Source organism: Lysinibacillus sp. 1 U-2021 (assembly GCF_029916965.1).
Lineage (GTDB): Bacteria > Bacillota > Bacilli > Bacillales_A > Planococcaceae > Lysinibacillus > Lysinibacillus capsici.
Genome location: NZ_CP123966.1, coordinates 2,673,598 through 2,687,203, shown reverse-complemented (window position 1 = coordinate 2,687,203; position 13,606 = coordinate 2,673,598). Strand labels below are relative to the sequence as shown.

12 protein-coding genes are annotated in these 13,606 nt (G+C 39.4%); all 12 read right to left on the bottom strand.

Translation table 11 applies throughout. The features are described from left to right. Positions 1-5: 5 nt before the first annotated feature. The 12 genes from QH639_RS13840 to QH639_RS13785 all read right to left on the bottom strand — a co-directional run bounded on the left by QH639_RS13840 (position 6) and on the right by QH639_RS13785 (position 13,604). Positions 6-1,496 (bottom strand): aldehyde dehydrogenase family protein, encoded by a 1,491-nt coding sequence (locus tag QH639_RS13840; protein WP_009370494.1) that lies wholly within the window; start codon positions 1,494-1,496, stop codon positions 6-8. A gap of 15 nt (positions 1,497-1,511) precedes the next feature. Further along, complete coding sequence (gene eutL / locus QH639_RS13835) at positions 1,512-2,162, bottom strand: ethanolamine utilization microcompartment protein EutL (RefSeq protein WP_036077522.1); 651 nt, start codon at positions 2,160-2,162, stop codon at positions 1,512-1,514. Positions 2,163-2,173: 11 nt separating this feature from the next. Continuing rightward, positions 2,174-3,184 (bottom strand): ethanolamine ammonia-lyase subunit EutC, encoded by a 1,011-nt coding sequence (gene eutC / locus QH639_RS13830; RefSeq protein WP_281114680.1) that lies wholly within the window; start codon positions 3,182-3,184, stop codon positions 2,174-2,176. Between the two features lie 9 nt (positions 3,185-3,193). Beyond that, complete coding sequence (locus QH639_RS13825; RefSeq protein ID WP_004269317.1) at positions 3,194-4,558, bottom strand: ethanolamine ammonia-lyase subunit EutB; 1,365 nt, start codon at positions 4,556-4,558, stop codon at positions 3,194-3,196. Between the two features lie 11 nt (positions 4,559-4,569). Further along, the gene (locus QH639_RS13820) at positions 4,570-5,991 is read right to left on the bottom strand and encodes an ethanolamine ammonia-lyase reactivating factor EutA (RefSeq protein ID WP_281114679.1); all 1,422 of its coding nucleotides are present in this window, start codon (positions 5,989-5,991) and stop codon (positions 4,570-4,572) included. Between the two features lie 17 nt (positions 5,992-6,008). Further along, positions 6,009-6,509 (bottom strand): EutP/PduV family microcompartment system protein, encoded by a 501-nt coding sequence (locus QH639_RS13815; RefSeq protein WP_004269315.1) that lies wholly within the window; start codon positions 6,507-6,509, stop codon positions 6,009-6,011. Between the two features lie 10 nt (positions 6,510-6,519). Beyond that, on the bottom strand, positions 6,520-6,861 hold the full coding sequence (gene eutS, locus QH639_RS13810) for an ethanolamine utilization microcompartment protein EutS (protein ID WP_004269314.1): 342 nt from the start codon (positions 6,859-6,861) through the stop codon (positions 6,520-6,522). A 26-nt stretch (positions 6,862-6,887) separates the two neighbouring features. Further along, the gene (eutH, locus tag QH639_RS13805) at positions 6,888-8,132 is read right to left on the bottom strand and encodes an ethanolamine utilization protein EutH (RefSeq protein WP_048389995.1); all 1,245 of its coding nucleotides are present in this window, start codon (positions 8,130-8,132) and stop codon (positions 6,888-6,890) included. Between the two features lie 83 nt (positions 8,133-8,215). Further along, positions 8,216-8,794: an ANTAR domain-containing response regulator gene (locus QH639_RS13800; protein WP_004269312.1), complete on the bottom strand. Its 579-nt coding sequence runs from the start codon at positions 8,792-8,794 to the stop codon at positions 8,216-8,218. Next, on the bottom strand, positions 8,787-10,247 hold the full coding sequence (locus QH639_RS13795; RefSeq protein WP_026023345.1) for a sensor histidine kinase: 1,461 nt from the start codon (positions 10,245-10,247) through the stop codon (positions 8,787-8,789). The genes QH639_RS13800 and QH639_RS13795 overlap by 8 nt, the downstream gene beginning before the upstream one ends. A gap of 227 nt (positions 10,248-10,474) precedes the next feature. Continuing rightward, positions 10,475-12,382 (bottom strand): ATP-dependent DNA helicase, encoded by a 1,908-nt coding sequence (locus QH639_RS13790; protein WP_237900171.1) that lies wholly within the window; start codon positions 12,380-12,382, stop codon positions 10,475-10,477. A gap of 85 nt (positions 12,383-12,467) precedes the next feature. Next, complete coding sequence (locus QH639_RS13785; protein ID WP_048389991.1) at positions 12,468-13,604, bottom strand: THUMP domain-containing class I SAM-dependent RNA methyltransferase; 1,137 nt, start codon at positions 13,602-13,604, stop codon at positions 12,468-12,470. Positions 13,605-13,606 lie beyond the last annotated feature (2 nt).

The following is a 13,606-nucleotide window of genomic DNA, read 5'->3' as shown; positions in this document are numbered from 1 at the left end:
ATAATTTATTTATTTTGTAATGTGATTTGTTTTAATACTTGATCGACAATTTGTTGAACCATCGTTGTATCAAGGGTAGGTTCTTGTGAAACTACCGATTCAACAACGGACTGTACTTCGAATTCTGGTTTTGGCACTTCGACATCTTTAATGCCATACGCCATACGTTTGATATTTAATAAATGTCTTGCTGTAATGTTGTCTGACGTAATATTGCCGCCAAATGTCCCACAGCCTAATGTAAAGGATGGGGCTAAGCCCGTTGTGCCACCTACTGCACCAATTGAGGATAATGTATTAACCACAATTCGTGATACTGGTAATTCGACAGAAAATTGCTCTGCTAATGCTGCATTTTCAGTGTGAATTGAGCATGTATGTCCGCGTCCTCCAATATTGAGCAGGTCAATCATCACCTGCTTGGCTTCTGTACTGTTTTCAACAACATAAAGCGCAAAGATTGGTGATAGTTTTTCAAGAGAAAACGGAATATTTTTACCAATCATTGTTTCGAAGCCCACAAGAACTTTTGTATCGTCTGGTACCGTTATACCGACAGAATCTGCTAGGCAAGTAGCTGATTTACCGACAATCTGGGGATTGACTTTCCCAGGAACTGGTGAGATCAGTTTTTCCATTTTAGCTTTTTCTTCGGCATTTAATAGATAGGCACCATTTTTCTTTAATTCTGTTTGCACTTGCTCTGCGATCACCTTATCCACAATAATGGCTTGCTCTGTTGCACAGATTGTGCCATTATCGAACGATTTACTTTGCACCAATTGACGTACAGACTTTTGAATATTAGCCGATTTTTCAATATAAGCTGGTACATTTCCTGGCCCAACCCCATAGGCAGGTTTGCCAGAGCTATAGGCCGCCTTGACCAATGCACCACCACCCGTAGCTAAAATTAAATGGATATTTGGGTGCTTCATTAGCTGCTGTGTTGCCTCCATGGAGGACATTGTTAAACATTGTAGTAATCCTTCTGGCGCACCTGCTTTTTCAGCAGCTACTCGACAAATATCTAAGGCCTCTTTTGTACATTTCACTGCATATGGGTGTGGACTAAGCACTAAACCATTTCTCGTTTTTAAAGAAATAAGTGTCTTAAAGATCGCTGTAGAGGTTGGATTTGTTGTTGGCACGATACCAGCTATGACACCGAAAGGACTTGCAATTTCAGCTACTTTTTTCATCCGATCATAGCCCACAATACCAACTGTTTTTAATTCTTTAATATCTTCATAGACATCTCGTGAAGCTACTTCATTTTTCATCTTTTTATGGTTAGGAATACCCATTCCTGTTTCTTGCACAGCCATTTTTGCTAAACGCTCTGCTTCCTTAAAGGCAGCATCCGCGACAGCCTTTACAATATTGTCTACTTGTTGCTGAGAAAATTGCATATAGGCAGCCTGTGCTGTATTAGCATGTTTAACGGCATCTCTCATTTCCTGAATCGCTAATAAGTCTTTGTCTAATGTGGCCATAAAGCCGCCTCCTTTCTAAATCACTGGGTTTCTAGCTATATTTTCAATAGCTTCTCTGAATGCATGTGCCGCAGCCTCGCATGAAGATTGGCTGCCAGTTAATAAGCCGCCCCCAAAGTTAGTTTCAGATGGAGGACCAAAGAAAACCTTTAGCTCAACATCTGCAGCCTTTAATGCTGCATCTAATCCAACAACCGCTTCAAGCGGCGGAGCAATTAAATAAGCAAGTGGGGTGCCAACCTTTACATCTGCAAGCTCTGCAAGATACGTCCCACAGCTTGCCACGGTATGGGCAAACAAGGCATGATTGTCATTATTATTAATGGCTTCAAAATACGTATCAAATTCAATTTTTTGTTGAATGGCATCAAGACCACTACGAATTTCATCAGGTGAGCTTCCAGCAATAATGCCAATCACTTCACCTGACAATGGACCAGATGCATGTGCCGCTCCAGCATAAAAGCTTTTTGCATAAACAACATCGACATCTGCCTTTTTCGTCGCCTCATCTAAGGCAACATAGCCAACATCGTCGATTGTCAGTGTGACAAGCCCAATGCTATGATGATGTGGCTTTAAATCTAACTGCTCTGCTAGTTCACTGTTGACTCTTGGAATGGTTTGCATCGCCAAGATTTGCGCCATAATTTTTTGAGGATACATATTTCAGCCTCCTAACCTTCTTTTGCGACAAGCTCTACGCCACTTGCCTGATAACGCAGGATTTTTTCTACGACTGTGCCAAGATAAGCGCCCGCTTCTAATGGTGGGATACCACCCTTATGGATATTTGAAATTACCATACGTTCCGCTTCCACTGTCCCAATTCTTGGCTTGTAGCATAAATATGCACTCATCGATTCTGCCGATACGAGCCCCGGACGCTCACCAATTAGATAAACAATAACCTCTGCCTGTAGCAGCTCACCAATCTCATCCATTAAAGCAACACGCCCTTTATCGATATAGAACGTAGTACCCATGTCAATATTTAAATTGCTAAGACTTTGCTGAAGGGCTAAGTAAACATCTTGAACATTCTCCTCAATCGCACTTGCACTCAAGCCATTCGAGATAATAATCTGTACCTTTGGCTGTGGTTTACATTTTTGCTGAATCAATGCCTTTGATTCTTCTGATAAACGACGCCCTAAGTCAGGTCTTGTAATGTATTCCTCTTTATCTGTGACTTTCGTTGTGACCTGAAAGACATCAAGCTTTTGTAAAAGATCTTCTGTCACTTCGCCATATACAGCATCTACCGCAGCAGCATGATCAAGTCGGAATTTTAACCAGGTTTTCGTTTTCGGTCTTGTCCCTGCTCTTCCTACACCAATACGAGCAGGTGTATGTTTCTTAGCAGCCTGCACACTTTCACTTAACGAGCCCGCCTCAAACTGAAAGGGCTTGATCGGCACAGCGGCATTTACTGGTTGTTCGAAAGTAGCAGAAGTAACCGTCGTTACTTGCTGTGGAGCTCCATGCTGATACAGCTGAATTAATGGCTCCTGTGATGCTGCTATAGTTTCTGTTGTTCCTGAAGAACGATTTTCTACTGTATCATAAAATTTAATAAGTGGTTGTTCTGTTGGAGTAGCTGCTATTTCAGGTGTTTGGCTACCTGTACTTTTCTCCATCTTCTCCATGACAAGCTGTGTAATCATAGAAACTAATTGATCATTCACTTGACTCACCTACCTTTCAAAAATGGATAAATCGCCAGCTCTTGCTGACAGTCGACCATTTTCATAAATGCCCATTTTCTCTAACCATGCTAAATACTCTGGTGCTGGTTTTTTACCAAATGTTTGGAGTAATGTAGCCACATCATGGAAGCTCATCGATTGATAGTTGAGCATCACGTCATCGCCCATTGGCGCAGCAATAATAAAGTTAACACCAGCAGCTGTCAGCAATACACTCAAATCTTCCACATCATTTTGGTCTGCCTTAATATGGTTGGTATAACAAATATCTACCCCCATAGGAATACCATGCATTTTGCCCATGAAATGATCTTCGAGACCTGCTCGAATTACTTGTTTATTGTTGTATAAATACTCTGGGCCAATAAAGCCAACTACAGTGTTCACAATATAAGGATTAAAATGTCTAGCAAATCCATAATTGCGCGATTCCAGTGTTACTTGGTCAATACCCATATGTGCCTCTGCCGATAGCTCTGAGCCTTGACCTGTTTCAAAGTAGAATAAATTTGGACCAGTACCTGTTCCTTGTTTTTTTATGAGCTCCTCTGCTTCTCGTATTAAATCAGCAGAAATACCGAACGAACGGTTAGCAATTTCTGTCCCTGCGATACTTTGGAAAATCATATCTGCTGGGGCGCCTTGTTTAATTGCCTTCATCTGTGTTGTAATATGAGCTAATACACAGTTTTGCGTAGGAATGGACCAATCATTGATGAATTCCTTTGTAGCTGTAAGCACTTTTTTAACACTTTCAACTGAATCATCTACAGGATTAATGCCGATAACAGCATCCCCAATACCATAGGACAGTCCTTCTTTTAGAGAAGCAATGATGCCATCAATATTATCTGTCGGATGATTTGGCTGTAGACGAGATGACAGCGTCCCTTTTTGACCAATCGTAATATTACACGTTGAAAGTATTTCAACTTTATTGGCTGCATGTACAAGATCTAAATTGGACATTAGTTTTGTAACAGCGGCAATAATCTCGGAATTCATCCCTTTACTTAAACGCTTTAATTCACGATCACCCGTGTCATTTGATAAAATGTATTCACGCAGCTGCTCGATGCTCCAGTTTTTGATTTCTCCATATATTTGCTCATTAATATCGCCCTCAATAATGCGTGAAACCTCATCATTTTCTTGTGGCACTAATGGGTTTTCGCGGATATCTTTAACTAAAAGCTCACTTAATACTGCCTTTGCTGCGATCCGTTGTTGAACCGTCTCAGCGGCAATACCTGCTAGCTGATCGCCTGATTTTTCTTCATTGGCCTTAGCCATAACATCTTTTAATGATTTAAAATTATATTTTTCTCCACCAAATATCACCGATAAGTTCATATTCATCCTCCTTACTTTGAATGGAAGGCAAGGGTCTTCACCACAACAGGAACGACGCCAGATGGCAGAACCTCTCCAATGTCGATGTAATCGCCCGTTTCCACTTTAATTTGATCGATGCAAATAATTGGTACTGTCGCATTTATGGCTTGTATGGTCTGTCCAATAATCTTTGCATAATCTGATTGAATGACTATGATAATTGGTATGTCCTTAGAGCATCTTGTCGCCAAATGTAGCAAAATGGCCTGACACAATGCATGTACATCCTGAAAGCTTAAATATGGCAATTCGCTAAAATAGAGGGCAAATGGCGAACGATTGTCCTGTATAGAAAATAGATCATTTGCTCTCTCTACTGCTGTCTTCACCGTCGAGTTAAAGTCTGTTAAAGGATCTATATGACAATTGAAGACAGGTACATTTTTTAGTGGTAACACCTGTGCATCCACCTGAATGGTTGCCCCACTGATTTCAGTGGTTTGTGTACCAGCACCAGTCACTGTTGCACGTGCTGTTTCCTCTGGTCGTAACCATAAAAATGATTGTAGCTGTTCATGCTGAAGTAGCATTTTCGCTAATTTTTCACCAATATCATCATATTGACGCTGAGTACATTCATTTTCATAAATACAAGAGGCCACACCACCCGTAAAAACGATGGCATCCACAGGTTTATGCCAGTTTGGTAAATGCCCTAGTAATAATGGATGCTTTTCATCTCTGCATTGCCCATGAAGAATCATGGCAAGTGTTTGCACCATTTCTTCAATACAATGTGTCACTCGAATATCTTCGGCCGCATCACCGACCCCTAACGGATTAGCCCATCGTTCCATCAATCGCATGAGTGGCGGAGAAATTGATTGAATCTTGCCATCCTTAAACTCAATCAATCTACCACCAACATGTAAGGTACATGTACCAATGACCTCTCCAAATTGCATAACAGCAATATTCGCTGTCCCTCCACCAATATCGATATTGGCGATGACTTTGGATGAATTCTTTGATTGCTGTAAAGTACCTGCCCCTTTGGCAGCAATGATGCCCTCTAAATCAGGACCTGCGGTAGCAACTAAAAAATGACCTGCGCCATCTGCAATGGTATGGACAACCTCACTTGCATTTTCCTTCGTGGCTGATTCACCAGTAATGATGATGGCCCCAGTTGCAATATCAGATGGAGCAATTTGTGCCAATTGATACTGTTGAGAAATAAATTCCTCTATCTTTTTCATATCAATGATGTCTTTATTGATAAAAGGGGTTCTAATAATTGGACTTTGATGTAACACCGTTTTCTCAATAATTTCAATCCTTGGCACATGTGTTACGCCAGCCACATTCTTTAACAGAAAACTACTGACAACCATTTTTGTGGTACTTGTCCCAATATCAATGCCTGCACTAAATATTTTTTCAGTTTTCACCCTACACCTCCCTCTCGCTACTGTGAGCAATACATGAGATACGGACTATCGCTTTCCTTAACAAATTGTCGAATTTCTTCATTTGTCTTGAGTTGAATCAATGGTTCAATCAATTCAATGCCAAGCTTTTGCCATGAAGAGGTTTTCACGATAGGGCCCTGCGTCATAACATTTTTTAATAAGGCGGTAGCCCTTTCTACATCTGCATCAGGGGCATCAATCTTGGTAATAACCCCTATTTGTATTTTGGGAATCCCTAAGCTGAATTGCGGAGGGAATACACTCCTAGCTGATGTGGCATCCTGCAAGTAAATCACATGTGTTACTTCCAAAGATGTTGCCATAATATTTCTGTAATACATTGGATTTTCAACATATTCACCTGGTGTATCAACAATCCAGTCATCATAAACGAGTGCTTGTGTTTTGTTGGCACTGCTTTCTTTGCCCAACAATGTATTCATCAATGTTGACTTTCCTGCTTGCACACCGCCTATTATCATTACTCGATTTTTCATATGACACATCCTATGATTTTGTTATTTTTGATGGTGTATAACCTAATACCTCGGATAAAAAACGATTGATTTCTAACATCGCCATTTCTACCTCTGACACACTACCAACAATAACGAGACTACCTGTAAAACGATCTAAAAATCCTAGTTTGACATTGGCAGCCTTTGTTGCTAAGTCTCCTGCAATAATTACCGTTTCACTTGGCGTACAAGTCATAATGCCAAGGGCACCTGCTTCTTGGATACCTAGCTTTTGAAACATTTCTGGATCAGGATTGGCAATAAGGTGACTCAATGTTAGCTGTTTACCCGGCACAAACTCCTGAATAAATCGTTTTTTCTCTTCACTCACACGTCATCACCTCACTTTTTAATCAATTAAGATTGTTGATCTGTTAAATACTCGCCTTCTTTGATAATGCCAGCCTTGCGATCTTCAATTTCCAACCTTAATGCAGTTGGTACTGAAAGCTTATAGGCTAAAATTATCGCAATAACTCCCGCTAAAAACTTCCCTGCAATAACAGGTAAAATAATGGTTGGCTGGAAGTTCGCCGTGAATGATAAGTGATCACCTAATAAAAAGGCGGAACATACACCAAATGCAATGTTAATTACTTTGTCTTTTGGTGGCATATGGCGAATTAGTGTAAACATCGCTAAAATATTCGCAATCGTTGCTAAAATCCCAGCACTTCCTACAGAGGATAAGCCTAATTTTTTACCAGCTGCTTCAAGTGGCTTGGAAGCATACTTTCGGATTAGATACACCATTGGGAAGGCACCCGCTAGCATAATCCCGATATAACCGGCTGTTTCTAATGCTCGGAACTGATCGATTTCATCAGCCATGATTGGATCGAAGCCCCACGCGCCAAAAATCTTTGTAAAAATACCTGTAAAAATCTCAACAATAGAGAACACTAACACTAGTTTAATTCCCGCATCCATTACACGACCGAATACCATGAAGCCAGTAATCATGCCGTTTGGAATAAGCTTTAAGCCTAGTGCGATTAAGATAACGAAAATGAATAAAGGTAGTAAGTTAATTAATATTTGTAAAACAGAAATGGCAAATACATATGTAGGAGCCTCTGTTGTACTAATGACTTCACGTACTTCTGTGTTGAATAGTACAATCATGATCGAAGAAATAAATGCACCAATCGGAATTGTTAAAACGCCAGCCATAATACCTAGCGCCATGTATTTATGATCACGCTTATCCAACATCGCAAGGCCCATTGGAATCGAGAATACGATAGTAGCACCTGACATAAAACCAACAACAAGAGCCATTACCCATCCCTCATAAGACTCCTTTAACGCATTGGCTAATTGGTAACCACCCATGTCCGAAGCTAAAATCGTCGTCGCTGCAATCGCAGGATCTGCACCAATTAACTCAAAAATCGGACTAATAAAATGACTAATAAACCATGTTAAGTAAGGTATAGCTGCCATGATCCCTGCTGCTGGGACAAAAATATGACCAACCGTATGGATCCCATTCATAAATTCTTTCCCAATTCCATACTCAGCATCTCGGATAGCGCCGATTGCCCCTAAAACAGCACAAATCATAATAATATAAACGATAATCGTTCCTATCATTGCCATCTTACTCATCACCCCTTTTTTATTTATAAATTTATATAAAAAAAGGCACTTTAAAGAAGAAATCTCTTTAAAGCGCCTTTGCTTCAACTATTGACTTGTAAGTTGTTAATAATTTGCTGTGCAATATGCACCATTTCCTGTTGTGTTTGCATGCTTTCATTGCGAATCTTACGGTAAGCCTCGTCCTCGCTTATATTTTCAGCCTGCATCAGCAAGCCCTTCGCTCGTTCAATGACTTTTCGCTTATCTAATTGTGTTTGCTTATGTAAGATCTCCCCATTGAGACGGTTGAATTTATCAATTTGATGAAAAGCAACCTCAAGCACAGGCAACACATTTTTTTCAGAAAACGGTTTCATTACATATCCTAATATATTATCCTGCTTCATGTATAGCAACAATTCCTTTTCACTATATGCCGAGATGAAAAGAACGGGTATACCAAGCTGTTGTTCAATAATTTTACTTGCCTTTAAACCGTCTAATTTAGGCATTTTAATGTCCATTAAGATTAACTGTGGTTTATGTAAAAAGGCTAATTCAATGGCTGTTTCCCCATTGTTCGCTTGAGCTACAACTTCGTAGCCGTTATCTTCTAACATAAACTTCAAATCAATTGCAATCAGTGATTCATCTTCGACAATCATAACTTTCCTAGTCATTTACGATAAATACCTCCTCACTTACAGGGAACTGAATTTGAGTATGTGTACCTTCATTACTAGGGATAATTGAAAATGAGCCAGCTAAATCATATTCTACAAGCCTTGTGATAATCTCCATACCAAAAGATGCCTTCACCTCTTGCATTCCAACGCCGTTGTCAGAAATATGAAGCGAAATTGTAGAATCTTCCTGAATGAATTGAATATCGATAACTCCTTCATCACGTCCGATAAACGCATACTTTAATGCATTTTGCAGTAGCTCACAAATAATGAGTGCTAAAGAGACTGCCTTTTTTGAATGACAGAACAGCTGCAAATTTTCATGATGAAAGGCTAGTTGAATAGTTGCTGTATTAGACGTACCAATCATTTTATGACCAATTTTTTTAGCTAATGCAATAACGTCTACTCTTTCTTCAGCGTTATCTTCATTTTCTAAAATCAGCTCATACACTGATGAAATACTATAGATTCGATTTAATGCCTCTTGAAACGCACTTGCATTTGAAGCAGACAGATCATTGCGCATTTGCAAACGTAATAGGCTTGTCACTGTCTGAAGATTGTTTTTCACGCGATGGTGAATTTCTCGTATCGCAAATGTTTTCATCATTAGCTCATTTTCTTTCAGCTTAAGCTCTGTTAGATCATGAATAATGAGTAGTGTGACTTTCTCGTTATGACTGCGAATAGGAATCTTTTTCACAATAAAGGACTTACGATCAATCGTAATTTCTAGGAAAAAGACATCGTCGCCTTTATCATAGACCTCCTGTAAAAAAGGTAAGATTTTATCCAACGCTATATTGTCAAAATTTTCTAATCCAGATAACTCCGAAATAAAATGATAGCCTGCTGGATTACTATAGATCACTTTATTTTCGTGATTTGTGAGAATAATCGACTCTACGAGTAAATCAGAAACAACTGGAATTGGTTGAGAATTTGGTTCAACAATATGCTCAATTAATGCAAAGGGCATATTCTGAAAATCATCCTTCGGTGTCGTTTGCATCTTCACCATTTTTTCCTGAATCAACACAGCAATTACTTGCTGCTGCTCATTAAAAATGGGAATGACATTTTGCTCCACCGTTATGCCTTCCTGCGTAATTGCTCTGGAAATGGATGATTTTTCTTTATGTTTAAACGCAGCAAATACAGCTGGTTCAAAACTTTCAAATACGAATTTTCCGATAACTGATTTTTCGTATAAACCAATCTCTTTCTTTGGGAATGCCTCTGCCACAACAATTGCATGTGGTAAATTCTCCAACAAGCAATCTATGAACATGTAACAATCAGTCAACTCAGCATAATACGTTAGCGTAGCCTCTATTTCTATTAACTTGTCAATATCCGTTGCCGATAGATTTGTATATTTTCTACACAATGATTGAATGTTCGACAGGTTTAAGCCCCCTATCAAGGAATAGTCAGCAAGCAATTTGACTACTCTTAAAAATCTTTGTCATTATTATAAACCTTTTGTGAAATTATTTTCAATATAAAAAATATATTCTTTCACAAGATTTCGTTGCATTACAAAGAACTATATAGCTTAAAAGAGAAATATTCAACAGTTTTTTAAAGATCCATAATTTAACTACACACATAATGTTATTTCGGTATAACAAAAAACGAGCTTACCTTTTTGGTAAACTCGCCTTCTTTCTATTTTATTTCTGGTACAACTGCTACAATATTTTCAAAGGCTGCACGCTGCTTTTGTTCATCTTCATTTAATAAAATGTGAATATCACCATGGTCATTCGATGTACGAATTAAGCGCCCCATCCCTTGCTGCAAGCGTAATTGCATGAAAGGTAGTTCCACTTCCTCAAATGGGTTTTCAGCAAATGTACGTTTCGCATCAAATAATGGGTCCTGTGGAGGAAACGGTAAATCATAAATAATCACACGCGTTAATGCTTCCTCAGGTAAATCTAACCCCTCCCATAAATGATATGAACATAATGTTTTAACTGTTCCTTGCTGGAAGTCTCGAACAATGGCTGATAGCTCTCGATCTCCTTCAAATGCTACATACATACGTTCCATTAGTGGTAATTCTGCCTTGAAATTTAGCATAGCTTGCTTCGATTTAAATAAAATCAACGTTTGCTCGCCATCTCGCAGCAACTGCTGAACACGCGCTGTTTTGTCTCGTTGTGTAAGCTCATGTAAATAGATTTTCATAACCTCATCATAGTCGAATGGGGAAGGCACAGAAAATGATTGGTAATCTCGAATTCCCAAACTATAGGCAATATAAGAAAAGTCTTTATTGACCGATAGAGTGGCAGAAGAAAAGACGATTGGAAGCTTTTTAGAGAATAATTTTTCTGCTAAAACTTCTGTGATTAAACGAGGCATAATGACGAGCGTTTCTTCACCATCTGTTTCCTCTAACCAATCTACTGCATCTCCCTGTGCGATGAAAATACGCAACGAAGCCTCATATTGTTCTAAATATTCTTCCGCCATATTTAGCTCATATTCAGGTATCATGTACATTTCTGATTCAAAAACGAATTCTTCCATCAATGTTTCTACATCATCTATTAATTGCTTCCCGTAAGCAAGCAATGTTTTTGATTTGTTTATGCGTTTGCGATCTTCATTAGAAGCGACGATATCATCACGAAGCTGATCAAAAAATAGTTCATGATCATCCTGTAATTTCTCCATTGCATACAGTGTGCGCTCGCGTACACCATCTACCATCAAGCGCTCCAATAATTGCACGATAGTCGTCGCCTGTACTTTATAGGTCATCGCTTTTTGCGCAGCATACTCCAATAAATGTCCTTCATCCAGCACCATCATTGATACCTCAGGCAGTAATGCTAGCTGACCTTCACGCTCACGAGATTCCTTTGTAGCCAAATGCTCCATTAGAAAATCTTGTGAACAAATAACAAGATCGGTTGATTTTCGATAATGAGAGCGATGCAATGTTTGCCCACAGCGATTACGAAGGTCACAAACCGAACATTGCATAATCGAATTGTAATTAACCTTTTGCCAATCCTCATCACTGACTGTTGGATAATCACTGCGTTCCCCATATGGATGAACAGCAATCATCGAACCTTGTGCATAAACACCATCAGGGATAGAAAAGGAAATATCATCAATCCATTCATCCGACTCCACTTTCTCTGCTTCCTCAAAGCGTTTTAAGCATAAATACTGATCTCTCGATTTTGCAAGTCGAACATCAATATCAAGTCCTAACGTTTTTTGGAGTTTATAAATATCGCCCCCCTCTTTTACAAGTTGGTCGATTAATGTTTCATCTGCACAAGCAATCAACGCAGGTTTCCCTGTGTAACGTGCATAGGAAATAGCTGGAAGCAAATAAGCGATCGTTTTGCCAGTTCCCACTCCTGCCTCTGCAAAGAGAACATTTTTTTCTTTTAGTGCTTGTTCTATTTGATAAGCCATAAAGATTTGCTCATCACGGCATTCAAAGCCCTTTTCTGGTAATTCATCATAAAGAACATCGCCCATCCAGTCACCTAATGAATCGAAAAATGAACGGTCCTTTGATAATGCAAACGGTAAAGATTTACGCAATTAATGTTCCCCCTCTAACTATCTGGTGCTATTATACGCGACGAAACGGAAGATAAGAAAAAATCTTATCTTCCGTTACTATTCGTTAATCTCTTTTAGACTTTTGACCCCAGAACTGATAATAATTTGTTTCAATAAAACCATTAAATAATTTACGTTTTTTCGTCGCTTGGCGTCCATATAATTCTTCAAAATTCTTCATGGAGGATAGCATATATACAGACCAAGTTGGATAGTTTTTCATGACCTTCCCAACATCGCGAATCACCTGTTCCACGACTTCCACATCACCAATACGCTCTCCGTACGGCGGGTTCCCAATCATGACACCATCCGTTAACTGTGTTGTAAAATCACGTGCTTGCATTTGCTTAAACGTGATTAACTCTCCAAAGCCTGCTTCCATTGCGTTTTCTTGCGCAATGCTGACCATACGGTGATCAATATCGGAACCAATAATTTCTAAAGGCTGATCATAGTTCGCTAAACTATCTGCTTCATCACGAACCGTATCCCAGATGGCAGCTTTCATCCATGGCCATTCCTCAGAAATAAATTCTCGGTTATAGCCTGGAGCTATATTTTGTCCAAACATCGCCGCTTCCAATGCAATAGTACCAGAGCCACAGAATGGGTCAACAAACGGGCGATTTGGATTCCATTTTGAAATTTGTACAAGTGCAGCTGCTAATGTTTCTTTTAATGGTGCCTCACCTTGAGCCTGACGATAGCCACGCTTATGTAGGCCAGCACCAGATGTATCAATCGTTAGTGTCGCCACATCTTTTAAAATTGAAACCTCAATTTTGTAAGTCGCTCCAGATTCATCTAAAAAGCCAAGTCGCTTATAATGCTGTTTCATTCGCTCAACGATTGCTTTTTTGGTAATGGCTTGACAATCAGGTACACTAAATAATTTCGATTTTACGGACTTTCCTGAAACAGGAAAAGCAGCGTCCACTGGTAAATACTTCTCCCAAGGGAGTGCCTTCACACTTTCAAATAATTGTTCAAACGATTTTGCTGGGAATTGTCCAACGACAATCTTTACACGATCCGCTACACGTAGCCATAAATTGGTACGCGCAATCGCCGTTTCATCGCCTTCAAAATATACTTTGCCATTGTCAACGGTTGTTTCATAGCCAAGTGCTTTTACTTCTTGTGCCACAATAGCTTCTAAGCCCATTGCTGACGTAGCTACTAATTGATAGTTTGCCATAG

Coding starts and splice junctions, on each gene's coding strand:
- QH639_RS13785 (WP_048389991.1), bottom strand. CDS start 13,604: ATGGCAAACTATCAATTAGTAGCTACGTCAGCAATGGGCTTAGAAGCT.
- eutL (WP_036077522.1), bottom strand. CDS start 2,162: ATGTATCCTCAAAAAATTATGGCGCAAATCTTGGCGATGCAAACCATT.
- QH639_RS13840 (WP_009370494.1), bottom strand. CDS start 1,496: ATGGCCACATTAGACAAAGACTTATTAGCGATTCAGGAAATGAGAGAT.
- QH639_RS13815 (WP_004269315.1), bottom strand. CDS start 6,509: ATGAAAAATCGAGTAATGATAATAGGCGGTGTGCAAGCAGGAAAGTCA.
- QH639_RS13800 (WP_004269312.1), bottom strand. CDS start 8,794: ATGACTAGGAAAGTTATGATTGTCGAAGATGAATCACTGATTGCAATT.
- eutH (WP_048389995.1), bottom strand. CDS start 8,132: ATGGCAATGATAGGAACGATTATCGTTTATATTATTATGATTTGTGCT.
- QH639_RS13825 (WP_004269317.1), bottom strand. CDS start 4,558: ATGAACTTATCGGTGATATTTGGTGGAGAAAAATATAATTTTAAATCA.